Source organism: Streptomyces sp. KMM 9044, from assembly GCF_024701375.2.
Classification (GTDB): Bacteria; Actinomycetota; Actinomycetes; order Streptomycetales; family Streptomycetaceae; genus Streptomyces.
In genome coordinates this window covers 6,624,340-6,649,907 of the sequence record NZ_CP113910.1, presented here as the reverse complement: position 1 = coordinate 6,649,907, position 25,568 = coordinate 6,624,340, and the positions used below count along the sequence as shown (strand labels likewise).

Here is a 25,568-nt window from a genome sequence, read left to right as displayed (position 1 = left end):
CCCGTTGTCCGCGCCTCAGCCGTCCAGTATCCGTTGCAGCCGCTGTCGCATTTTTCGTCAGGTAGTGGGCTACCAGATGAATTGGTGTCGACCCACGGGATCGCCGCAGCCACCGACACCCCGAAACGATTCAACCCCTCCAGTTCATTGCGGGGCGGGTCTACGCGCGATGCACTGGCCCATTCCTCGCGTTCTTCTGGGGCATGCGAGAGGGAAGGCCCTCCAGGACACAAAAGCGAACCTACCACCTTCCCGGCCGGCCGTCACGCCGATCGTTTTTGGACTCTCACCCCCAAATTGACACACAGTGGTATTTTCGAATCACGATTGATCGTCTGTCCGTTTTCCCTTGCTGACACCCCCCTCCCCATGATCTGCTGACGCTCAAGATTTCAAGGACAAGTGGGTCATCCCCCCCGGACAATTCCGGATTTCTTCTGCATGGGCGATTCCGAGGAGCAGCACGATGCTTTGGGAACGCGAGTCGGAGCTGGCGCAGGCCACCGAGGCTCTCCTCCGGGCCAGGAGCGGGCGGGGTTCACTCCTGGTCGTACGCGGCCCTCTGGGCGTGGGCAGATCGTCGTTTCTGGAGGCCCTGGCGGCGCTCGCGGGTGAGCAGGGGGCACTGCTGCTCAGGGCCCAGGCCTCGGAGGCCGAGGAAGGCTTCGGACTCGGGGTGGTCCGGCAGTTGGTGGACTCGGCGCTGGGACCGGGCGAGGGCAGCGACCGCTGGCTGCGGGACGCGGCCGCCTCATTGCCCGAGGGCGCGTCGTCCTCGATCCCGTCCGGCCTGTCGGCGGACTCCGACCGTATGCTCTCGGCGGTTCTCTCGTGTTCCGCGCCGTGTCGGCGGCAGGCGCCCCGGTGGCTGGCGGCGTTACTGGACTCCATGTCCGCGGACCGGCCGGTGGTGCTCATGGTGGACGACCTCCAGTGGGCGGACACGGAGTCGCTCCAGGCACTGGCCGTATCCCTGGCGCGGCGTCGGCAGCAGCGGATCCTCTTCGTCTTCTCCGTGCTGCCGGGCGACGTGGGTGGCACCCGGCAGCACGTTCGACAACTGCTCACGCCCGCCAAGGACTCTCCCCCGTCCGCGGACGAGGCCGCCGACCGGACAGTGGAGCTGTCGGCGCTCGGCCGCGACAGCGTGCGCCCGCTGGTGGAGGAGGGCTTCGGGGGCGCGGCCGACGCGGCGTTCGTGGAGACGGTGGCCACGCGTTCCGGCGGCAATCCCCTGTTGCTGCGGGCGTTGCTGGACGAGGCGCTGTACCTGGGGCTGCGTCCCACCTCGGCGCACGCCGCCATCGTCGCCGCCCTGCGCCCAGAACGCATACGACAGCGCCTGGCCGCGTTCCTGCGGTCGCAGCCGGATCACGTACGGCGGGCGGCGTACGCGCTGACCGTGCTCGGCGCAGTCGCGGACTCGCGGTTCGTGGCATGCCTCGCCGCAGTCGACGAGGCACAGGAGGCGGAGGCGATCGACGTGTTACGGCTCGCCAGTCTCGTGGATCCGCACTCCTGCAGACTCACCTCGGGGACCGTGCTGCGGGACCTGCTCGAAGAGCACATGCCGCCCCAGAAACGCACCGCGATGCGCAAGGCGGCTGCCGAACTGCTGCACCGCACCGGCCATCCGGCCGAACTCGCCGCGGAACAGTTGATGGCGGCAAGCAACCTGCGGGGCCAACGGGCGGTGCGGATCCTGCGGACCGCCGCGGACAGCGCCCTGCGTCGCGGCTCGCCGCGGGACTCGGCCCGATATCTGCGACGCGCTCTGCTGGACGGCTCGCTCTCCGGGCGCGACCGAGCCCGGCTGCTCGTCGACCTGGCGACAGCCGAACGCGCTTTCACCACCGCCGCCTCGGTGCGGCACATCGTGGAGGCCGTACCCCTGCTCGAATCGGTTATGGAGCGTGCTGACGCGGTGGCACGGCTGGGGCCACTGCAGATGGACCCGCCGACCTTCCGTATCGACGACGTCCGGGCCGAGGTCGCCGACACCTTGAGCCGCTGCCACAGCGACGACTGGGTGGAGCAGGAACTGATGTTGCGCCTGGAGGCACACGAGCACATCCTCTCGGCGCAGGACCCCGCGCACATCACGCGGGCGCTGCGCAGGTTCCGCGACCTCGGGCCGTCTCCCCGGCTGGGCACCAGAGGAGAAAGAGAGCTGGTCACCTCCCTGATGTACATAGCCTTCCTCGCCAACGCCGCCCCCGCCGACCGGTTGGCGGGCCTTGCCGCCCGGCTCCTGGAACAGGAACCGCCCGCACCCGAGCACGTCCACTCCACCATCCCGCTGGCGGTGACCGTTCTGGCCGCGGCCGGACGGACGGAGGGCACGGCCGGCTGGCTGCACGAGGCGTACCGGCTGGCTCAGCGCCGGGGCGGTGACGTCGAGCAGGCCGTCATCCGGTGCGAACAGGCCGTGGTCGCGCTGGCCGACGGGCATCCGGCCGACGCCGGGGACAAGGTGCTGCGGGCCGACGCCCTCGCGGGGCCCGAGACCAGTGGTCTGCCCACCATGTGCGTGGGGGCTCTCGCGAGGGTCGCGCTCGCCACCGGCCAGCCGGAGCTGGCAAAGCGGCTTCTGACACATCACCGGCTGGACGCCGAGAACCAGTACCTGACGGCGCTGCTGCACATGGCCCGCGGCTCCCTGGCCGCCCGGCGCAACGAGCCCCGCGGCGCGCTCTACCACTACCGGATTGCAGGCCTGCGCACGGAGCAGATCGGTTGGAGCAACCCGATCGTCCTGCCGTGGCCGTCCCGCACCGCACTCATGCACCACCGGCTGGGCGAACATGACGAAGCCCTGGCCGTGGCCCGGACGGACGTGGACCGATCCCGCGCCTGGGGGGCGCCCGCCGGTGTCGGCCGCTCTCTCGTGGTCCTGGGCAGGATCACCGTCGGCCAGGAGAGCTTCGAGTGCCTCGAAGAGGCCGTCGCGGTCCTGGAGAAGGGCAGCAACGGCTACGAGCTGTGTCGTGCGCTGTACGCGCTGGGGACCCATGGGGAAACGGGTCGCACCAGGCGGACCGCCGCCCTGAAACGGGCACAGGAGCTGGCCGCCGAATACGGAGTCCACAGTCTCGCGAGGAGCATTCGCGAGCAGTTGACGGGCGGCGGCTCGAAGGGCACCGAACAGGCGGGGCATCGGCTCACGCCGTCCGAACGAAAGGTCGCGGAGCTGGCCGCGGCCGGCCTCAGCAACTCCGAGATCTCCAGTCGGCTGGGCACGTCGTCACGCATGGTGGAGAAACATCTGACCCGATCCTATCGGAAACTTGATATTTCTGGACGTTCCGACCTCATTAAGGCACTCAAGGTCCTCGGGGACGACCAGCCACTGTGAACCCCCTCACAAACGGACAGCAGCGATAAACGCCAACCGTGGCCGAATATCGACCCGCCCACCGCACCACCGAACCACCGAACCACAATGTTTTGCAGTCACGCAAAAGTTTGCTTGACCCTCCGCAGACGCATCCTTAGGCTCGACCACAATTGATCAGGTGCGATCAGGATCGACCCAGATAGGCCAGATATCGATCCAACATTGACCATCTCTGCTCAGACCCTTCGGAGCGAACCCCCACATCGGAATGCAGAAAGACGGTGCGGCGCATTGACCACGCGAATAGAAGGCACCTCGCACAACAGGGACAGAACGGCGGAATCGCAACCTGGCCTAGCCCCCAACCGGCCTCCGCACGATGTGCGCCCACGCGGAGAGGACAGCCGCCGCGTATACACGGCACAGATCGATACCGCTATGCACATCGTGGCAGCGGAGCCCGCCTTTTCCCGCCAGTTCGGCCGCAGCCCGGCCGACACCTGTGGACGGAATCTCTACGAGCTGCTGCACCCCAGCTCTCCCTCGCTGCTCAACCGGCACTTCAACCGCCTCTCGGAGGGACGCTCCAACCGCTTCGCCGAGCGCATGGTCGGTATGGGTTGTTCGGGCCGGGCCTTCTCCGGCGAGCTGACCGGCATCGCCGTGCAGAACACCACGGGGCACCTCGCGGGGATCGTCGTGCAGGTGCGGCCCGACGAGGGCACGACCGGCAGCGAGCCCGAGGCCGTCGTCGGCTCCCGGGAGGCACTGCTCAGCAAGCTGGACGCGCGGGTCCTTGAAGGGGTCGCCAGTGGCGCCTCCACGGTGCAGCTCGCCGCCCGGCTCTACCTCAGCCGGCAAGGTGTCGAGTACCACGTCGGCCTCATGCTGCGGAAGCTCAAGGCACCGAACCGGGCCGCCCTCGTGGCGCGCGCCCACTCCGTGGGCATGCTGACGGTGGGCCAGTGGCCGCCGCGGGTGTTGCCGGAATTCATCAAGTAGGCGACTCCCCACCGCGCGAAGAACACGCACGACACGCTCCCGGCGGCAGCAGGTCCGCCGTGGCATCCACCACATCTGTCCAGCGGCCGCACCTCTTCCGGCGCGGCCGCTGACTCATATCACCAGGTCCTTCGGCCGCGACTGCCGGGAAACCTGCCACTCACGGCTTCCCGGCGTCGGCTCGCGCCATTACTGCTCCAGCTCGCGGCTGATGAGGTCGAACAGTTCCTCGTCACTGGCGTCGTCCAACCGGGCGCCGAGAGCCGGGCCGCCCGCGTCGTCACCGTCGACGGCGCCGGTGTCCTCCATCTCGCTGAGGAAAGCCCTGAGCCGGGTCCCCAGCAAGGTCCGTACGTCCTGGTCCGGATTGGTCTTCATGATGCGGGCGATGCTGCTCTCCACCTGGGCGAGCATGGTCGTGACGGAGCCGGTTTCTCCCGCCAGCGCGCCGTCGAGATACCGGGCGAGCACGGCCGGGGTCGGATAGTCGAACACCAGCGTCGCGGGCAGCCGCAGACCGGTGTCGGCCAGGAGGGCGTTGCGCAGTTCTACTCCCGTGAGCGAGTCGAACCCCATGTCGCGGAAGGCGCGGTCGGGGGCGACGGCGGTGGTCTCGGCATACCCGAGGGCCCTGGCCGCGGCCCTTCGCACGTGGTCCAGGAGCGCGGTGGTGCGCCCCTGGGGCGACAGGGTGGCGAGGTGCTCGACGAGGGCGGAAGGCACCCCGCCGGAACCGTGCGCCTCATGTGGCGTGCCGGGGCCCGGCCTGTCGAGCGCGGCCAGCGCTTCCGCCGCCTGGGGGAGGCTGGTCAGCAGGGGGCTGGGACGACGACTGGTGAACGCGGGAACGAACCGCTCCCATTCCACATCAGCCACCACCACCGCACCACCACCACCCTCCAACACACTCCCCAACCCCACCAGAGCACACCCCGGATCCATCACCCGCAACCCACGACGCCCCAACTCCACCGCACCCACATCCGACACCATCCCCCCACCCGACCACGGCCCCCACCCCACCGAAGCCCCCACCAACCCACGACCACACCGAGCCTCCACCACCGCATCAGCCCACGCGTTCGCCGCCGCATACGCCCCCTGCCCCCACTCCCCCACACACCCGCAATAGAGGAAAACACCACAAACGCATCCAGATCCCAGCCCCGCGTCAACTCGTCCAGATACACCGCACCCCACCCCTTCGCCCCCAACACGCGATTCACATCGTCGGGGGTCGTGGCGTCGATCGGGTCGACGTCGAGGATGCCGGCCGCGTGCGCGATCCCGTCGACGGGGTGCGCGTCGAGCAGCGCGGCGACCTGGAGCCTGTCGGCGACGTCGCACGCGACGACCTCCACCCGCTCCGCGCCCGCCGCCCGTAGCCGGGCGACCGTGTCGGCCACGCCGGGGGCGTCCGGGCCGCTCCGGCTCGTCAGCACGAGCTGCGTGCTCCCGCGCCCGGCGAACCATTCGGCGACGCGTACCCCGAGCGCACCGGTGCCACCGGTGACCAGGAGCCGCTGCGGGATCCTGTGGTCCGTGTCCCGGGTGGCGGTCGGAGCCGAGGCGGGCAACGGGGCCGGGCGGAGACGGCGGGCGTATGTCGCCGCACCGCGCACGGACACCTGGTCCTCGCCCGCGTGGGACAACACCGAGGCCAGGGAGCCGAGTTCATCGGGAGCCGGATGCGGCGGCACATCGACCAGACCGCCCCAGCGGTCGGGGCACTCCAGCGCCGCCACCCGGCCGAACCCCCAGACGGCGGCCTGCGCCGGTTCGTCGGGCGCGCGGCCGGGCCCGAACCCCGCATGCGTGACGACCCACAGCGGTGCGGCTGCCCCGCCGTCGCCGAGCGCCTGAACCAGCGCCATCACGTTCTCCACGGCGCGGCCGGCCTCCGACGCGGGCCGGCCGCCCCCGGGCGAGGGCAGGGACAGGCAGGAGAGCACGCCGGCCGGCTCCTCACCTTCGACGGCCTGCTCCAGGAGACGGGCGAGCCCCTTGCGGTCCAAGGCGTCGCAAGTCAGCCGCTCCAGCCCCGGAACGAACTGTTCGAGCCCCGCGAGCGGCATGTCATCGGGCTTCTGTAGGAGCAACCACCGTCCGGTGACGGGTCTTTCGTCCGGCACAACCACTGGTTCCCAGTCGACGCGATAACACCAGCCCTCGACCTCGGCGCGTTCCAGCTGCTCGCGGCGCAATGCAGTCAGCGCGGGAAGAACGGCGTTCATCGCCTCCTGCGAGACCCCGAGCGTGTCCGCCAGCTCCGGCGCTCCCTCCTCGACGACCGCCCAGAAGGAGGCATCGCACTCGGAGAGCGACGGGTACGCCGGCGCCGCACCCTGCTCGGTGGCCGTTGGCCAGTAGCGTTGGCGTTGGAACGGGTAGGTGGGCAGGTCCACCGCCGGGGCACCGTCGCCGCTGCCGAGCAGGACATTCCAGTCGACCTCTCCGCCGTCGACGTGGAAGCGGGCCATCGCCCGCAGCACGGCCGTGTGCTCGGAGGCATCCTTGCGGAGCAGCGGGACGAAGAGCGCGTCGTCGGTGTGGTCCGGTACGCAGTCCCGGGCGAGGGCGGTGAGAGTGCCGTCGGGGCCGATCTCCAGGAACCGCGTCACGCCCTCGGCCGCCAGAGCACTCACACCGTCGGCGAACCGGACCGCCTGACGGACATGACGCACCCAGTACTCGGCCGACGTCAGGTCACCGTCGGTGGCGAGGCGTCCGGTCACGTTCGACACCACGGGAATGACAGGGGTTCCGTAGCCGATCCGCTCCGCCACCTCACGGAACGCGCCGAGCATCGGCTCCATCAACGGCGAGTGGAACGCGTGCGACACCCGCAGACGGGACGTGCGCCGACCCCGCGCCTTCAGCTTCTCCGCAACCTCCGTGACAGCCGCCTCGACACCGGCGATCACCACCGACCGCGGACCGTTCACCGCCGCGACCGACACCAATGCCGCGTCCAGCAACGGGACAACCTCGTCCTCGGCCGCCTCCACCGCCACCATCGCCCCACCCGAGGGCAACTCCTGCATCAACCGGCCACGCGCCACCACCAGAGCACACGCATCCTCCAGCGACAACACCCCCGCCACATGCGCGGCGGCAATCTCACCGACCGAATGACCGATGACGAAATCCGCACGCACCCCGAACGACTCCACCAACCGGAACAGAGCCACCTCGACCGCGAACAACGCCGGCTGCGTCCACTCCGTACGACCCAACCGCCCGGCACCCCCGCCGAACACCACATCCCGCAACCCGGAACCGACAAACCCACACACCCCGTCGAAAGCATCCGCAAAGACAGGAAACGCCTCATACAACTCCCGGCCCATCCCCGGCCGCTGCGCACCCTGCCCCGAGAACAAGAACGCCGTTTTGCCGCCCTCCCGGGTAACGCCCGTGACCGTGCGCAGGCCGGTCTCGCCCAGGTGCAGGGCTTGCAGTTCCTCGACGAACTCCTCCTGTGTGGAAGCGAGTACGACGGCTCGCCGCTCGAACGAAGTACGGGTGGACGCGAGTGCCCGGGCCAGTCCCACAGAAGCAGAGTCGTGGCGCTCCCTGAGTACGGTGAGCAGCCGTCCAGCCTGAGCCCGCTGGGCCTCGGCGCTCCGGGCGCTCACAAGCCAGGGCAGCACGGCTCCGTCACCTGTCCCGGACTCTTCAGGAGCCGGATCCGCAGGCGCCTCTTCGAGGATGACGTGGGCGTTGGTACCGCTCAGACCGAACGACGACACACCCGCACGACGCACACGCTCCACCGACTCCGGCCACCGACGCGCCTCCGTCAGCAACTCCACCGCACCCGACGACCAGTCCACATGCGACGACGGCTCCCCCACATGCAACGTCGCCGGCACCACCCCGTGCCGCAACGCCAGCACCATCTTGATCACACCGGCCACACCCGCAGCCGCCTGCGTATGACCCACATTCGACTTCACCGAACCCAGCCACAACGGCCGGCCCTCGACCCGCTCCCGGCCGTACGTCGCCAGCAACGCCTGCGCCTCGATCGGATCACCCAACCGCGTCCCCGTACCGTGCGCCTCCACCACATCAACCTCGGACGCCGACACCCCCGCACCCGCCAACGCAGCACGAATCACCCGCTGCTGAGCCGGACCGTTCGGCGCCGTCAGCCCGTTCGACGCACCGTCCTGATTGACCGCCGAACCACGCACCACCGCAAGAACCCGACGCCCATGACGGCGCGCATCCGACAACCGCTCCACCAGCAGCACACCCGCACCCTCACCCCACCCCGTCCCGTCCGCCGCATCCGCGAACGCCTTGCACCGACCGTCACCCGCCAGACCCCCCTGACGCGCGAACTCCACGAAAGCACCTGGCGTCGACATCACCGTCACACCCCCGGCCAACGCCAGATCGCACTCCCCCGACCGAAGCGACTGTGCGGCCAGATGCAACGCCACGAGCGACGACGAACACGCGGTGTCGACCGTCACCGCGGGACCCTCCAGCCCCAGGACGTACGACACCCGCCCCGACACCACACTCGCCGCATTGCCGGTGCCCACGTAACCGCCGAAGTCACCCTCCGACACACTCAACAACGCCGGATAGTCCTGACCGTTCGTCCCCGCGAACACACCCACCCGCGAACCACGCAACGACCGAGGATCAACACCCGCCCGCTCCACCGCCTCCCAGCACACCTCCAACAACAACCGCTGCTGCGGATCCATCGCCAACGCCTCACGCGGCGACACCCCGAAGAACTCCGCATCAAAACCACCCACACCGGACAGGAAGCCACCACGACGGGTGAACTCCGTGGTTCCGCCGTCACCCTGTGCGTAGCGGTCGTACACGTGCTCGATGGCGGCCCAGCCTCGGTCGGTAGGGAAGTCGGCGATGCCGTCTCGGCCATCCACCAGCATGTCCCACAGATCCTCCGGGGACTCCACATCACCCGGGAAACGACACGCCATTCCGACGATCGCCACCGGCTCGTCCAGCACCGTCACGGCCGCCACGTCCGACACCGCCGCAGCGGCACCGTCCGCACCGAACAACTCCCCGTACAAGAACTCCGCCAGCGCCCGTGGAGTCGGATGATCGAACACCACCGTCGCAGGAAGAGCCACACCCGCAACAACCGCCAGGACGTTGCGCAACTCCACCGCGATCAACGAATCCACACCCAGATCACGGAACGCCCGCTCAGCACCCACCTGCCCGGGACCTGTATGCCCCAGCATCATCGCCGCGAGCTTCTGCACCTCGTCGAGTACGAGGCGTTGCCCGGCCTCGCTCGACAGGCCCGCGGCGCGGGAGCGCAGGTCGTCCCCGGCCGCACCGGTGTGCGCGCTGCCACCGGGCGCGGGGCCGGCGGCAGGAGGCGGGGCCATGGGGGTGAGGAGTGCGCTGGGGCGAGTCGTGGTGAACGCCGGGATGAAACGGTTCCAGTCGGCGTCCACGACCAGTTGGGTGGTGATGTCGCCGTCGAGAGCCGCGCCCAGCGCGGACAGGGCGAACCCCGGGGCGAGCGCGGTCACGGCGCCCTCGCCACGACGTCGGCCCCCGGAATCGGCGGCCATACCATCGCCCGCCCACGGGCCCCACGCGATCGACGTGGCGGGCAGACCCTCACCCCGGCGCCGCTCGGCGAGGGCGTCGAGGACGGCGTTGGCGGCGGCGTAGGCGCCCTGTCCCGGGCTGCCCAGCGTTCCGGCCAGGGAGGAGAAGAGGACGAACGCCGAGAGGTCGCGGTCCCGGGTCAGCTCGTCCAGCAGAAGGGCCGCCGTGGCCTTGGGGCCCATGACCCGCTCGACACGACCGGCATCCGTCGTGAGCAGCGTGCCGTCGTCCAGAACGCCGGCCGTATGGAACACCGCGTCGACAGGATGTTCGGCCAAGAGCGCGGCGAGGTCGTCGCGTTCGGAGACGTCCAGGGCTGCCAGGGTGACCTGGGCCCCCGCCTCCTGCAGTTCCGCGCGCAGTTCGGCGACGCCGGGGGCCGCTTCGCCGCTGCGGCTCACCAGGAGCAGGTCACGGGCGCCGCGCGCCACCACCCAGCGGGCCACATGTGAGCCAAGAGCGCCGGTTCCGCCGGTGATCAGCACCGTACCGCGCGGCTCCCAGCCGTCGGCCGTGAGCTGCGGCAGTGGCGCGGCCTGGGACAGTCGGCGGCCGAAGAGGCCGTGAGTCCGGATGGCGAGTTGATCCTCATCCGGCCCGAGGCGGGTGAGTGCGACGGCGAGACGTGCGCTCACGCGGTCGTCCACCTGCGCGGGCAGATCGATCAACCCGCCCCAGATGTCCGGGTGTTCCAGAGCCGCGACGCGGCCCAGTCCCCATACGGCGCTGTGTGAGGTGCGGGTGACACGATCAGGACCTCCGACGGCGACGGCCCCGTGGGTGAGGACCCAGAGTCGTGTACCGAGAGGTTCGGGCTCTGCGAGCGAGCGGAGCGCGGCGATTGTCCCCACGACCGGATCGGCGGACTCGTCGAGGCTCAGCAACGACAGGATCCCGTCCGCCGCCCGTGTGCCGTCCGAGGCGCCGGTCTCGCCAAGAGCGAGTCGGAGCGCCTCCGGGTCCACGAGATCCGCCTCGACGACGTGCGGGGTGAGTCCCTGTTTGCGGAGGCCCGCGACGAGGCTGTTCACCGCGCCGTGCGAGGCGACGTCCAGGTCGGCCGGTACCAGGACGGTCCAGTTCCCGGTGCGAGAGGCACCGGCGGCAGGGGTGATCTCGTCGTCCCTGGTCAGAGGCTTCCAGGACACCTCGTACCGCAGCGCGTCGACCATGGCCTGGTCCTGTCGCTGCCTGTACCACTTCGAGAGGGCCGGAACCACCGGGCCGAGGATGTCCGGTGCGAGGTCGAGATCCGCCGCCAGCGCGGGAAGGTCCTCGCACTCGACAGCGGCCCAGAATGCGTCGTCGATCACCGCGGAGGCGTGCGCGGGGCCGGCCGGGACACCGGGCGCCGACTGGTTCGGGGCGAGCCAGTAGCGTTGGCGTTGGAACGGGTAGGTGGGCAGGTCCACCGCCGGGGCACCGTCGCCGCTGCCGAGCAGGACATTCCAGTCGACCTCTCCGCCGTCGACGTGGAAGCGGGCCATCGCCCGCAGCACGGCCGTGTGCTCGGAGGCATCCTTGCGGAGCAGCGGGACGAAGAGCGCGTCGTCGGTGTGGTCCGGTACGCAGTCCCGGGCGAGGGCGGTGAGAGTGCCGTCGGGGCCGATCTCCAGGAACCGCGTCACGCCCTCGGCCGCCAGAGCACTCACACCGTCGGCGAACCGGACCGCCTGACGGACATGACGCACCCAGTACTCGGCCGACGTCAGGTCACCGTCGGTGGCGAGGCGTCCGGTCACGTTCGACACCACGGGAATGACAGGGGTTCCGTAGCCGATCCGCTCCGCCACCTCACGGAACGCGCCGAGCATCGGCTCCATCAACGGCGAGTGGAACGCGTGCGACACCCGCAGACGGGACGTGCGCCGACCCCGCGCCTTCAGCTTCTCCGCAACCTCCGTGACAGCCGCCTCGACACCGGCGATCACCACCGACCGCGGACCGTTCACCGCCGCGACCGACACCAACGCCGCGTCCAGCAACGGGACAACCTCGTCCTCGGCCGCCTCCACCGCCACCATCGCCCCACCCGAGGGCAACTCCTGCATCAACCGGCCACGCGCCACCACCAGAGCACACGCATCCTCCAGCGACAACACCCCCGCCACATGCGCCGCGGCAATCTCACCGACCGAATGACCGATGACGAAATCCGCACGCACCCCGAACGACTCCACCAACCGGAACAGAGCCACCTCGACCGCGAACAACGCCGGCTGCGTCCACTCCGTACGACCCAACCGCCCGGCACCCCCGCCGAACACCACATCCCGCAACCCGGAACCGACAAACCCACACACCGCGTCGAAAGCATCCGCAAAGACAGGAAACGCCTCATACAACTCCCGGCCCATCCCCGGCCGCTGCGCACCCTGCCCCGAGAACAAGAACGCTTGTCGTGACTCTCCGCGGTCCTGGCCGACCATGGTGTCTGCCGAGGTGACGCTGTCGGCGAGACCGTTCAGTGCTTCGGTGAGGCGAGTGGGATCGTCAGTGACAACGACCGCCCGATGCTCGAAGTGTGTGCGTGTCGTCGCGAGGGCGAGACCGGTCCGGTTCGGGGCGGCCTCGGGGTGTCGGTCGGCGAAGGCCGCAAGGGCGCGGGCTTGGGCACGCAGGGCGTCCTCGGTGCGGCCGGACAACGGCCATACGAGGGGTGCGGAATCCGCGGGAGCGACCAGAGGCTCATCTGGCACTTCCGGAAGGGGGGATTGTTCCAGGATCGCGTGGGCGTTGGTGCCACTGACCCCGAAGGCCGAGACACCTGCCACGCGCGGACGGCCGGTGTCGGGCCATGGCTGCTGTTCGGTCGGCAGTCGTACCGAGCCCGACGCCCAGTCGACCTGCGACGACGGCGCATCCACATGCAACGTCGCCGGCACCACACCGTGCCGCAACGCCAGCACCATCTTGATCACACCGGCCACACCCGCAGCCGCCTGCGTATGACCCACATTCGACTTCACCGAACCCAGCCACAACGGCCGGCCCTCGACCCGCTCCCGGCCGTACGTCGCCAGCAACGCCTGCGCCTCGATCGGATCACCCAACCGCGTCCCCGTACCGTGCGCCTCCACCACATCAACCTCGGACGCCGACACCCCCGCACCCGCCAACGCAGCACGAATCACCCGCTGCTGAGCCGGACCGTTCGGCGCCGTCAGCCCGTTCGACGCACCGTCCTGATTGACCGCCGAACCACGCACCACCGCAAGAACCCGACGCCCATGACGGCGCGCATCCGACAACCGCTCCACCAGCAGCACACCCGCACCCTCACCCCACCCCGTCCCGTCCGCCGCATCCGCGAACGCCTTGCACCGACCGTCACCCGCCAGACCCCCCTGACGACTGAACTCGGCAAAAGCAGCTGGTGTGGACATGACCGTGACGCCGCCGGCGAGGGCGAGGTCGCACTCTCCGGCTCGCAGGGCCTGTACGGCCAGATGCAGGGCCACCAGCGAGGACGAGCAGGCGGTGTCGACCGTCACCGCGGGACCCTCCACCCCCAGGACGTACGACACCCGCCCCGACACCACACTCGCCGCGTTGCCGGTGAGCAGATGGCCCCCGATGCCTTCGGGCAGGTCGTCGCCGGAGACGGCGCCGTAGTTCTGGTTGCTGCAGCCGACGTAGACGCCGGTGCGGCTGCCGCGCACGGAGGTGGGAGCCAGGCCCGCGTGTTCCAGGGCCTCCCAGGACGTTTCCAGGATCAGGCGCTGTTGGGGGTCCATCGCCAGCGCCTCACGCGGCGACACCCCGAAGAAGCCCGCGTCGAAATCGGCGGCCGTGGTGACGAATCCGCCCTGGTGTGTGGTGGCCGTGGACGCGTCACCGGTCGTGTCCCAGCCTCGATCCGCAGGGAAGGGCGTGACGGCGTCGGCGCCGGCCGCGACCAGGTCCCACAGCTGTTCCGGGGTGGTGACGTCGCCGGGAAAGCGACAGGCCATGCCGATGATGGCAATCGGTTCGGTCGCCGTCCGCACGAGTTCGTCGTTGTGCCGGCGCAGGCGCTCGTTCTCGGTCAGGGACGCGCGCAGCGCGGCGACGACACGCTCTTCGGAGGTGGACATGCTCAGCTCCACTGGTTCGTGGGCCCGTACGCGGGCGGCCGGGGAGAAGGAGGGGGTGGGACGGTGCCTCAGGAAGTGGAGTCGCCCAGGGCCAGTTGTACGAGTGCGTCGACATCCATCTCGCCGATCGCACCGTGGGCAGAGTCCCCGTCGTCCTCGGGCGTGCCGGACGCGTCGGACTCCGCCAGTGTCAGCACCGCCGTGAGCAGACCGCTCTGCTGCCACTGGGAGAACGGGATGGCGGCGAGGGTGCTGCGGAAACGCGCTTCGTCGCTGCCGTAGGACCCGGCGGGTGTTGCGGACCCACCCGGCGCGGCTTCCGGCCCTGCGAAGAGTTCGTCGTGCAGGTGGTCGGCGAGGTGGCGCGGTGTCGGATGGTCGAAGACGAGGGTGGACGGCAGTCGCAGACCGGTCTCGGCGTTGAGCCGGTTGCGGAGTTCCACAGCGGTGAGGGAGTCGAACCCGACGTCCCGGAAGGCACGGTTGACGTCCATGGAGGCGTCGGCGGTGCGACCCAGCACGAGGGTGGCCCGCTCACAGACCAGTTCCCGCAGAGCCCGGCGGCGTTCCGTCTCGGGCCGGCCCGCGAGGCGGGCGGTCAGGGCGGCGCGGGCGTCCCCCGTCGTCTTCTCACCGGCGGAGTCGGTCTCGGTGCCGTTGAGGCCGGGGAGGCTGCTCAGCAGGGGGCTGGGACGACGACTGGTGAACGCGGGAACGAACCGCTCCCATTCCACATCAGCCACCACCACCGCACCACCACCACCCTCCAACACACTCCCCAACCCCACCAGAGCACACCCCGGATCCATCACCCGCAACCCACGACGCCCCAACTCCACCGCACCCACATCCGACACCATCCCCCCACCCGACCACGGCCCCCACCCCACCGAAGCCCCCACCAACCCACGACCACACCGAGCCTCCACCACCGCATCAGCCCACGCGTTCGCCGCCGCATACGCCCCCTGCCCCCACTCCCCCACACACCCGCAATAGAGGAAAACACCACAAACGCATCCAGATCCCAGCCCCGCGTCAACTCGTCCAGATACACCGCACCCCACCCCTTCGCCCCCAACACCGCAGCCAGATAGGCGTTGTCGATCTCGTCGAAGGGCTTGTGGTCCGGGACACCGGCCACGTGGAAGACGGCGTCGACGCGGTGCCGGGAGAGGAGCGCGGCGACCGATGCCCGGTCGGCCATGTCGCAGACCTCGACACTCACCTCACGCGCCCCCAACTCCCGTATTTCTGACGCGAGTTCGGTGGCTCCGGGAGCCTCGGGTCCTCGACGGCCGGTGAGAACCAGTTCGCTCGCGCCGTTTCGGGCGAGCCAGCGTGCCACGTGGGCGCCGAGGGCTCCCGTGCCCCCGGTGACCAGGACTCGTCCGGAGGGCTTCCAACCCTGACCGGTGGCGGCCCGAGGCGCCGGATCCTGTCGCAGGCGCCGGGCGAAGGCACAGTCGTCGCGCAACGCGAGCTGGTCCTCCGTCGCGGAGGCCAGTGCCGCCGCGACCAGGCCGGCCACGTCCCGGTCCGGGTTCTGCTGCAGGTCGATCATGCCGCCCCAACGGTCGGGGTGCTCCAGCGCCATCACCCGTCCGAGCCCCCAGACGGCGGCCTGCTCCGGATGCGGGGAGCCGTCGTCGTCGTGCTGTGCGACTGCTCCACGGGTGATCCACCACACGGGCCCGCCGATCTCGGCGTCACCCAGTGCCTGTGTGGCGATGAGCGCCTGCGCGACGGTGTCGGGCAGGACGACCACTCCGGCGGCGTCCACTCCTGTGAGAGCGGCGCGGATGGCTCGGGCGAGCTCCACCCGGTCGTGCTGATCGGGGACGGGCAGGACCAGGGCGTCGGGCAGGGCTGCGGTGACGGTGTCGAGCCGCGTCAAGCCTCCGGCCGGGTGCAGCACGAGCCACCGCCCGGCAGGTACAGATCCGGGAGCAGGGGACACCGCCTCCCAGCCGACGCGATACCGCCAGCCGTCGACCTCGGCCCGCACCGTCCGTTCCCGACGCCGGACGGAAAGCCCTGACAGGACGTCCTGGACGACGTCTTCACTGATGTCCAGCGCGTTCGCCAGCTCGCGCGCCTCTTCCGGTTCCGTCGGCTCCCACGATGCGAAGTCCTGCGCACCGCGCTTCGTCTGTGGCCAGAACCGCTCGCGCTGGAAGGCATACGTGGGCAGGTCGACTTCGGCCATGGGACGCGTGCCGATCATGGCGGCCCAGTCGACGGGTACGCCCACCGTGAACCCGGCGGCGACACAGCTGACGACGGAGTCCACTTCGTCTCGGTCCTTGCGGAGCAGCGGGACGAAGAGCGCGTCGTCGGTGTGGTCCGGTACGCAGTCCCGGGCGAGGGCGGTGAGAGTGCCGTCGGGGCCGATCTCCAGGAACCGCGTCACGCCCTCGGCCGCCAGAGCACTCACACCGTCGGCGAACCGGACCGCCTGACGGACATGACGCACCCAGTACTCGGCCGACGTCAGGTCACCGTCGGTGGCGAGGCGTCCGGTCACGTTCGACACCACGGGAATGACAGGGGTTCCGTAGCCGATCCGCTCCGCCACCTCACGGAACGCGCCGAGCATCGGCTCCATCAACGGCGAGTGGAACGCGTGCGACACCCGCAGACGGGACGTGCGCCGACCCCGCGCCTTCAGCTTCTCCGCAACCTCCGTGACAGCCGCCTCGACACCGGCGATCACCACCGACCGCGGACCGTTCACCGCCGCGACCGACACCAACGCCGCGTCCAGCAACGGGACAACCTCGTCCTCGGCCGCCTCCACCGCCACCATCGCCCCACCCGAGGGCAACTCCTGCATCAACCGGCCACGCGCCACCACCAGAGCACACGCATCCTCCAGCGACAACACCCCCGCCACATGCGCCGCGGCAATCTCACCGACCGAATGACCGATGACGAAATCCGCACGCACCCCGAACGACTCCACCAACCGGAACAGAGCCACCTCGACCGCGAACAACGCCGGCTGCGTCCACTCCGTACGACCCAACCGCCCGGCACCCCCGCCGAACACCACATCCCGCAACCCGGAACCGACAAACCCACACACCGCGTCGAAAGCATCCGCAAAGACAGGAAACGCCTCATACAACTCCCGACCCATCCCCGGCCGCTGCGCACCCTGCCCCGAGAACAAGAACGCCGTTTTGCCGAAGCCCGGAGCCGACCCTTCGACGACATTCGCAGCGGGCTCGCCCTGGGCCAGGCGGTCGAGGCCCGCCAGAAGTCCGGCACGGTCATGCCCTCGGACAACTGCCCGGTTCTCGAAGGGCGTCCGGGTCGTGACCAGGGCGGCCGCCACGGCGGCGGGGTCGAACTCCGGGTTCGTCTGCGCGTAGGCATGCAGGCGGGCGGCCTGGGAGCGCAGGGCCTCGGCGCTGCGACCGGACAGCACCCACGGAACCACCGGCGGCACTGCGGACTCCACCTGCTCGGCGACGCTCTGCACCGGCGCCTCTTCGAGGATGACGTGGGCGTTGGTACCGCTCAGACCGAACGACGACACACCCGCACGACGCACACGCTCCACCGACTCCGGCCACCGACGCGCCTCCGTCAGCAACTCCACCGCACCCGACGACCAGTCCACATGCGACGACGGCTCATCCGCATGCAACGTCGCCGGCACCACCCCGTGCCGCAACGCCAGCACCATCTTGATCACACCGGCCACACCCGCAGCCGCCTGCGTATGACCCACATTCGACTTCACCGAACCCAGCCACAACGGCCGGCCCTCGACCCGCTCCCGGCCGTACGTCGCCAGCAACGCCTGCGCCTCGATCGGATCACCCAACCGCGTCCCCGTACCGTGCGCCTCCACCACATCAACCTCGGACGCCGACACCCCCGCACCCGCCAACGCAGCACGAATCACCCGCTGCTGAGCCGGACCGTTCGGCGCCGTCAGCCCGTTCGACGCACCGTCCTGATTGACCGCCGAACCACGCACCACCGCAAGAACCCGACGCCCATGACGGCGCGCATCCGACAACCGCTCCACCAGCAGCACACCCGCACCCTCACCCCACCCCGTCCCGTCCGCCGCATCCGCGAACGCCTTGCACCGACCGTCACCCGCCAGACCCCCCTGACGACTGAACTCGGCAAAAGCAGCTGGTGTGGACATGACCGTGACGCCCGAGACGAGGGCCATGTGGCACTCCCCCGACCGAAGCGACTGTGCGGCCAGATGCAACGCCACGAGCGACGACGAACACGCGGTGTCGACCGTCACCGCGGGACCCTCCAGCCCCAGGACGTACGACACCCGCCCCGACACCACACTCGCCGCATTGCCGGTGCCCACGTAACCGCCGAAGTCACCCTCCGACACACTCAACAACGCCGGATAGTCCTGACCGTTCGTCCCCGCGAACACACCCACCCGCGAACCACGCAACGACCGAGGATCAACACCCGCCCGCTCCACCGCCTCCCAGCACACCTCCAACAACAACCGCTGCTGCGGATCCATCGCCAACGCCTCACGCGGCGACACCCCGAAGAACTCCGCATCAAAACCACCCACACCGGACAGGAAGCCACCACGACGGGTGAACGTCGATGTGCCGGGGCCGGTGCTGTCCGAAACGGCGAGGGCGGTGAGGTTGTCCCAGCCGCGGTCCGCAGGGAAGTCGCCGATGGCGTCCTCGCCTTGCAGGAGGAGGTCCCAGAACTGTTCGGGGGTTTCGACGCCGCCCGGGAAGCGGCAGCCCATGCCGATGATGGCGATGGGGTCGTCAGCGAGCGCGGCACTCTCGGCGCTGTGGGGCGTGGTGGAGGCGGACAGGGGATCGCCGGCCCGCTCCACAGGAGCCAGGCCGGCCAGGAGGAGATCCATCACGGCTTCGGGGGTGGGGTGGTCGAAGACGAGGGTCGCCGGCAGGGTGGTGCCGGTCGCGTGGGAGAGCGAGTTGCGCAGTTCGAGCGCCGTCAGGGAATCGAGGCCCAGCTGTGTGAACGGGAGGTCGGGACGGATCGGCGTCTCCGGCGCGTGTCCGAGCACGGCGGCCAGGGTGGTCCGTACGAGATCGGCGACCGCGTCCCGCCGCCGGGACTCGGGCAGATGGGACAGGCCGAGCGGCGAGGCAGCGCCGGCGGCCGGCCGCGCCGCGGCCTCGCGCAGGGCCGGGCGGCCGGTCAGGGAACGCAGCAGCGGGGGCAGTCGGTCGGCGGCGCGGCGCAGTGCGGTGCGGTCCAGGCAGAGCGGAAGCGGGGTGCCCTCGGTGTGGGTCAGGGCACGGTCGAAGAGGACGAGGGCGTCACCGGTGGGCAGGGCGTCCACGCCGCTGCGGGCGGCACGCCTGTGCGTGGCGTCGGCGAGCCCGCGGGTCATGGCGCTGTCGGTCTCCCACAGGCCCCAGGCGATGGACACCGCCGGGTGGCCGTCGGCGCGCAGGCGGGCGGCGTAGGCGTCGAGGAACGCGTTCGCGGCGACGTAGTTGCCCTGTCCGGGGCTGGAGAGCGTGGCGGCGGCCGAGGAGAACATGACGAACGCCGACAGACCGAGGTCACGGGTGAGTTCGTGCAGGTTGACCGCGGCGTCGGCCTTGGGCCGCAGCACCCGGGTCAGATGCACGGGGGTGAGGGAGGTGATGACGCCGTCGTCGAGGACTCCGGCGGCATGGACCACGGCGCCGATCGGATACTCCGGCGGCAGGGCGTCGATGACATCGGCAAGGGCGTCTCGGTCGGCGGCGTCACAGCTCACGACGGTGGTCCGGGCACCGTGGGCGGCGAGTTCGTCGACCAGCTCGGCGGCACCCGGGGTCTGCGGACCGCGCCGGGTGACGAGAAGCAGATGGCGGACGCCGTGCCGGGTGACGAGATGACGGACGACGGCGGAACCCACTGCCCCCGTGCCGCCGGTGACGAGGACGGTCCGGTCCGTGGGGAAGACCATGGCAGCCGGGTGCGGTGGGGTGTCCCTCACTCGGCTGAGTGAAGGAGCGAAAAACTTCCCATCTCGGAGGACGAGTTCGTCGTGGCCGCGCCGTACGGCGTCCGCGAGCTGGCCGTCGGTGGGGGTGACGTCGGTGTCGAGGAGCAGGAACCGCCCGGGGTTCTCCGATGCGGCGGACTTCAGCAGTCCCCGGACCGCCGCGGCCGACAGGTCGGTCACGGTCTCGCCGGCGTGTGCGGCCACCGCTCCCCGGGTGAGCAGCAGGAGGCGGGAGCCGGCCGCGTGCGTGTCGGTGAGCCAGTGCCGGAACAGGGTGAGGGCACGCGCTGTGGCGTCGTGGACGCCGGGCACGAGAGCGGTCTCCGGGTCGGACGCGGGCGTCTGCCAGGGGACGACGACCAGCTCGGGGTAAGGGGTGTCCGAGGCGGTCGAGGCGGCGATGAGGCCGTCGGGGCCGGTGTGGCGGGTCGTCGAGGCCGGTTCGGGGAGTGAGGGGGCGTCGGCCGGGATCCAGGTGACCGTGTACAGGTCGCTGCCGCTTTTCCGCACGCTCCCGGGGAGTTGCTCGTGGTCGAACGGCAGGACGGCGACGCTTCGCGCGGTGAGTACGGGAGCACCGGTGACGTCCAGTATACGGAGCGCGCATTCCGTCGGCGAGAGCGGGACGACGTGCAGGCGGACCGCTGTCGCGGCACTCGCGTGGAGGGTGAGGTCGGACCAGGACACGAGATGCGGAACGGGCCGGCCGAGCGCGCGGAGCGTCAGGAGGGCGCCGTCCAGAAGTGCGGGGTGCACGACGAAACCGGCCGCCTCGGCCGTCATCGTCTCGGGGAGGGCGGCTTCGGCGAACACCTCGTCGCCCAGGCGCCACACGGATGTCACGACCCGCCCGGCCTCGTCCACCGGGACGTGGAGGGCGTCGTACAGCTCGTCCGGGTCGGCAGGCGTCGCGCCGGGCGGGGGCCAGGCCCCGACCTCGTCCGTGTCCGCAAAAGTGGGGTCGACGGGGCCCACGGCCAGAGTGCCGTGAGCGTGCCGGGTCCAGGGCCGGGCATCGTCGGAGAGGTCGGCGTCCGGGTCGTAGGGGCGTGCGTACAGAGCGAAGGTCCGGCGTCGGTCGCCGTCGGCCGCTTCGGTGACGGTCTGCACCTCGGTCTCACCGGTCGCGGGAAGCCGCAGCGGCTCGTCGACATGCAGCTCGGTGAGGTGATGCGCTCCGAGGCTGCGTCCGGTGTGCAGGGCCAGATCGGTGAGGACGGACGGAGCCACGATGGTGCCGCCGCCGGTGGCGAGGTCGCCGAGCCAGGGCTGCGTGCGCCCGGACAGAAGCCCTGTCGCCACCACGGTGGTGGAATCGGCGACACCGATCCCGGAGGACAGCAGCGGGTGCTCCCCACGGTGTCCGAAACGGTCCGCCACCGGATCCAGCCAGTAGCGCTGCCGCTGGAACGGATAGGTCGGAAGATCGACCAACGCTTGGGAGCCGGGCAGAAGAACGTCCCAGTCGACGGTCCTGCCCGTGGTGTGCAGCGCGGCCAGCGCGGCGATCACCACCGTCGGTTCGTCGCGGTCCTTGCGCTGGGCGGGAACGAAGAGCAGGTTCGGCGCGTCGGGTACGCAGTTCTGGGCGAGGGCGGTGAGAGTGCCGTCGGGGCCGATCTCCAGGAACCGCGTCACGCCCTCGGCCGCCAGAGCACTCACACCGTCGGCGAACCGGACCGCCTGACGGACATGACGCACCCAGTACTCGGCCGACCCCAACTCCCCCTCAACGGCCACACGTCCGGTCACGTTCGACACCACGGGAATGACAGGGGTTCCGTAGCCGATCCGCTCCGCCACCTCACGGAACGCGCCGAGCATCGGCTCCATCAACGGCGAGTGGAACGCGTGCGACACCCGCAGACGGGACGTGCGCCGACCCCGCGCCTTCAGCTTCTCCGCAACCTCCGTGACAGCCGCCTCGACACCGGCGATCACCACCGACCGCGGACCGTTCACCGCCGCGACCGACACCAACGCCGCGTCCAGCAACGGGACAACCTCGTCCTCGGCCGCCTCCACCGCCACCATCGCCCCACCCGAGGGCAACTCCTGCATCAACCGGCCACGCGCCACCACCAGAGCACACGCATCCTCCAGCGACAACACCCCCGCCACATGCGCCGCGGCAATCTCACCGACCGAATGACCGATGACGAAATCCGCACGCACCCCGAACGACTCCACCAACCGGAACAGAGCCACCTCGACCGCGAACAACGCCGGCTGCGTCCACTCCGTACGACCCAACCGCCCGGCACCCCCGCCGAACACCACATCCCGCAACCCGGAACCGACAAACCCACACACCCCGTCGAAAGCATCCGCAAAGACAGGAAACGCCTCATACAACTCCCGGCCCATCCCCGGCCGCTGCGCACCCTGCCCCGAGAACAAGAACGCCGTTTTGCCGCCCCGCCTGGCTGTGGCGGTGACGACGTCCTGGGACACGCGGCCCTCGGCGAGGGTCCGCAGGCCTGCGGCGAGGGTGTCGCGGCCGGTGCCGAGGACGACGGCCCGCTGTTCGAAGAGAGAGCGTCGGTCGGCGAGGGTGCGGGCGACGGCCAGGTCGTCGGTGTGCGGGTGGCCGTCGAGGTGGGTGAGCAGGGCGGCTGCCTGGGCCTTGAGGGCGTCGGTGGTGCGGGCGGAGAGGATCCACGGGATCACCGCCGGCACCGGGCGCTCGGGGGCGGGGGCCGCCTCGTGCGTCTCCCCGGTCTGCGGGTCGGCGGGCGGGGCCTCTTCCAGGATGACGTGGGCGTTGGTGCCGGAGACTCCGAACGCGGACACTCCGGCGCGCCGGGGCCGGTCGGTGTGCGGCCAGGAGACGGGTTCGGTGAGGAGACGTACGTTGCCCTCGGTCCAGTCGACCTCGGTGGTGGGCGCGTCGACGTGCAGGGTGCGCGGGAGGACGCCGTGGCGCAGGGCCATGACGGTCTTGATGACGCCGCCGACGCCGGCGGCGGCCTGGGTGTGCCCGATGTTGGACTTGAGCGAGCCGAGCCACAGCGGGCGTTCGGCGGGGCGGTCCTGGCCGTAGGCGGCGAGGAGGGCCTGGGCCTCGATGGGGTCGCCGAGGGCAGTGCCGGTGCCGTGCGCCTCGACGGCGTCCACGTCCTGCGGGGAGAGCCCGGCGGAGGCCAGCGCCTGCCGGATGACGCGCTGCTGGGAGGGGCCGTTGGGGGCCGTGAGACCGCTGCTCGCGCCGTCCTGGTTGACGGCCGAGCCGCGGACCACGGCGAGCACCTGGTGGCCGTTGCGGCGGGCGTCGGAGAGGCGTTCGAGCAGCAGGACACCCGCTCCCTCGCCCCAGCCGGTCCCGTCGGTGGCGTCGGCGAAGGACTTGCAGCGCCCGTCGGGCGAGAGTCCGCGCTGACGGCTGAACTCCAGGAAGGTGACCGGAGTCGACATGAAGGCGACACCGCCGGCCAGGGCGAGGTCGCACTCGCCCTGGCGCAGGGACTGCACGGCGAGGTGCAGGGCGACGAGGGAGGAGGAGCAGGCGGTGTCGACGGTCAGGGCGGGGCCCTCGAAGCCGAAGGTGTAGGAGATGCGGCCGGAGGCGATGCTCGCCGCGCTGCCGTTGCCGAGGTGGCCCTCGACGCCGGGGGGCGGCTCGGGGAAACGGGTGGCGTAGTCGTTGTACATGACCCCGGCGAAGACGCCGGTGGAGCTGCCCCGCAGGTCGGCGGGGCGCAGTCCGGCGCGTTCGAGGCTCTCCCAGACGATTTCGAGGAGGATGCGCTGCTGCGGGTCGGTGGCGAGAGCCTCGCGGGGTGACATGCCGAAGAAGGCGGGGTCGAAGTCGGCGGCGTCGTGGAGGAAGCCGCCTTCCCGGGTGTAGACGGTGCCGGGGTGTTCGGGGTCGGGATCGTAGAGGGCGTCGAGGTCCCAGCCTCGGTCGTCCGGGAACGTGGAGATGCCGTCGGTGCCGCTGTCGACGAGCTGCCACAGGTCCTCGGGGGTGCGCACCCCGCCGGGATAGCGGCAGCTCATGGAAACCACGGCGATCGGTTCCGTGGCCCTGCCCTCGACCTGGCGCAGCCTGGTGCGGGTGCGCTGGAGGTCGCTGGAGACTCGGGTCAGGAAGTCGTGCAGCCTGTCCTCGCTCACGGATCGGTCTCCCTTCGGCGGCGGGCACGCTGGCTCGCCGGTGGGGCACGGGGCATGGTGTCGGCCCCAGCACCGAGGGGCGCGGGGGCCGGTGAGGGGCGGGCGCGCCGCCCGACGCCCTCGTGGGGCAGGGCAGGCCTCACCGGTCCCGGGTCTGCCCCAGGGGCCGATTATGGGAGGGGTTCCGCCCGTTCTCGGGGTGCCGACCGAGGGCTCTAAGAGAACTTCTAGCGTTGTGGCAGGACTTGGAGGCGGCAGGCCCTTTGAGGCTGTTCCCGCGGAGCGCCGCTCACAGGCGGCGGGTCGGGTCCAGTGCATCGGCGCGGACGCGGGGCATCAGGCCGAGCTCGGCCGACTGGTCGAGGAGGGTGCGTACGGCGTGTAGTCCTTCCTCGCCGAGCCGGTCCGTGAACTCGTTGACGTACAGGGCGATGTGCTGGTCGACGACGGCCGGTTCCATTTCCTGCGCGTGCCGCAGGACGTAGGCGCGGGACGCGGCCGGGTCGTCCCAGGCGGCGCGGGTGGAGGCGCGGACGGTGTCGGTGAGGCGGCTCAGCAGGGGTTCGCCGAGGGAGCGGCGGGCGACGATGGCACCGAGAGGGATGGGCAGGCCGGTGTGCTTCTCCCACTCGTCACCCATGTCGGCCGTGCAGTGCAGGCCGTAGCGGTCATAGGTGAAGCGTGCCTCGTGGATGACGAGTCCGGCATCCACGAGGCCGTCGCGGACGGCGGGCATGATCTCGTGGAAGGGCAGGACGACGGTCTCACCGATGCCGCCGGGCACGGCATCGGCCGCCCACAGCCGGAACAGCAGGTAGGCCGTGGAGGTGGTGCTGGGCACCGCCACGCGGGCCCCGGAGAGGGCGGCGGGTTCGCCCGGTCGGGCGGTCAGGACGAGCGGGCCGCAGCCGTGGCCGAGGGCGCCGCCGCTCGGCAGCAGCACGTAGTCGTCGAGGATGTGCGGCAGCACGCCGTAGGAGACTTTGAGGACGTCGAGTTCGCCGCGTCGGGCGAGGCCGTTGGTGACGTCGATGTCGGCGAAGGTGAGCCGCACGTCCGGGGCGCCGGGAAGCAGTCCCTCGGTCCAGGCGTGGAAGACGAACGTGTCGTTGGGGCACGGCGAGTGCGCGAGGGTCAGTGGTGTCGTCATGGGCGGGCGCTACCTTCTTCGTCGGCGGGCGGCGGCGGAAGCCCTCAGCAAACCCGTTGCGGATGTGGGGTTTTCCCCAGACCGCCCTCCGCGAGGATGGGCAGGCCCCACCGACGCGGCGTCGGTGCCCGCCGTTCCCGGCCAGGGCCCGTGGGTCCCGGATCGTTGGCCGGTTCCCCCGGGTCTGTTGTGGCCGGCCGCTTCAGCGGAAGCCGTTCGCGTGGTGCGGCTCCGTTCCGTTCCGCCCGGGCGGAACGGGCGGTCCGTTGTTCTTCCCAAGCTGAT

The 25,568-nt window shown here is 70.5% G+C and carries 6 protein-coding genes and 2 pseudogenes; 2 read left to right on the top strand and 6 right to left on the bottom strand.

The window, feature by feature from the left end; translation table 11 throughout:
• Nucleotides 1-466: 466 nt before the first annotated feature.
• Together HUV60_RS29645 and HUV60_RS29640 are read left to right on the top strand one after the other, a co-directional pair.
• Nucleotides 467-3,355, top strand: coding sequence for a helix-turn-helix transcriptional regulator (locus HUV60_RS29645; RefSeq protein ID WP_257851384.1), 2,889 nt, complete (start codon nt 467-469; stop codon nt 3,353-3,355).
• A gap of 363 nt (nt 3,356-3,718) precedes the next feature.
• Nucleotides 3,719-4,339 (top strand): helix-turn-helix transcriptional regulator, encoded by a 621-nt coding sequence (locus tag HUV60_RS29640; protein ID WP_257851385.1) that lies wholly within the window; start codon nt 3,719-3,721, stop codon nt 4,337-4,339.
• 189 nt (nt 4,340-4,528) lie between these two features.
• On the opposite strand, the gene HUV60_RS29635 is transcribed toward HUV60_RS29640, so the two are convergent.
• The 6 genes and pseudogenes from HUV60_RS29635 to HUV60_RS29615 form a co-directional block, all read right to left on the bottom strand.
• Complete coding sequence (locus HUV60_RS29635) at nt 4,529-5,260, bottom strand: phosphopantetheine-binding protein (protein WP_269441256.1); 732 nt, start codon at nt 5,258-5,260, stop codon at nt 4,529-4,531.
• A 20-nt stretch (nt 5,261-5,280) separates the two neighbouring features.
• Nucleotides 5,281-13,947 carry a type I polyketide synthase gene (locus HUV60_RS29630; RefSeq protein WP_443047558.1) on the bottom strand — a complete coding sequence of 2,889 codons (8,667 nt, stop codon included), beginning with the start codon at nt 13,945-13,947 and terminating at the stop codon, nt 5,281-5,283.
• 36 nt (nt 13,948-13,983) lie between these two features.
• Nucleotides 13,984-14,034, bottom strand: a pseudogene (locus HUV60_RS34115) (hypothetical protein); the annotation flags it as partial.
• Between the two features lie 68 nt (nt 14,035-14,102).
• Nucleotides 14,103-14,822: an acyl carrier protein gene (locus HUV60_RS29625; RefSeq protein WP_269441254.1), complete on the bottom strand. Its 720-nt coding sequence runs from the start codon at nt 14,820-14,822 to the stop codon at nt 14,103-14,105.
• A gap of 141 nt (nt 14,823-14,963) precedes the next feature.
• Nucleotides 14,964-24,451 (bottom strand): annotated as a pseudogene (locus HUV60_RS29620) (type I polyketide synthase); the annotation flags it as partial.
• Complete coding sequence (locus HUV60_RS29615) at nt 24,423-25,283, bottom strand: 1,4-dihydroxy-6-naphthoate synthase (RefSeq protein ID WP_257851390.1); 861 nt, start codon at nt 25,281-25,283, stop codon at nt 24,423-24,425. The pseudogene HUV60_RS29620 and the gene HUV60_RS29615, both read right to left, overlap by 29 nt.
• Nucleotides 25,284-25,568: the final 285 nt, after the last annotated feature.

Bases quoted from the DNA above. Each gene is read 5' to 3' on its own strand.
- HUV60_RS29615 (WP_257851390.1), bottom strand. From the start codon at position 25,283: ATGACGACACCACTGACCCTCGCGCACTCGCCGTGCCCCAACGACACG.
- HUV60_RS29645 (WP_257851384.1), top strand. From the start codon at position 467: ATGCTTTGGGAACGCGAGTCGGAGCTGGCGCAGGCCACCGAGGCTCTC.